The sequence below is a fragment of the Bacillus sp. Medicinal_06 genome (assembly GCF_056711665.1).
Genome location: NZ_JBWYHD010000096.1, coordinates 1 through 254, shown reverse-complemented (window position 1 = coordinate 254; position 254 = coordinate 1). Strand labels below are relative to the sequence as shown.

At 54.3% G+C, this 254-nt stretch carries 1 rRNA gene; it reads right to left on the bottom strand.

Annotated features, from left to right (window positions below):
- Nucleotides 1-254, bottom strand: a 16S ribosomal RNA gene (locus AC1M36_RS28660); the annotation flags it as partial.

Here is a 254-nt window from a genome sequence, read left to right as displayed (position 1 = left end):
GATCACCCTCTCAGGTCGGCTACGCATCGTTGCCTTGGTGAGCCGTTACCTCACCAACTAGCTAATGCGACGCGGGTCCATCCATAAGTGACAGCCGAAGCCGCCTTTCAATTTCGCACCATGCGGTGCAAAATGTTATCCGGTATTAGCCCCGGTTTCCCGGAGTTATCCCAGTCTTATGGGCAGGTTACCCACGTGTTACTCACCCGTCCGCCGCTAACTTCTTAAGAGCAAGCTCTTAATCGGTTCGCTCG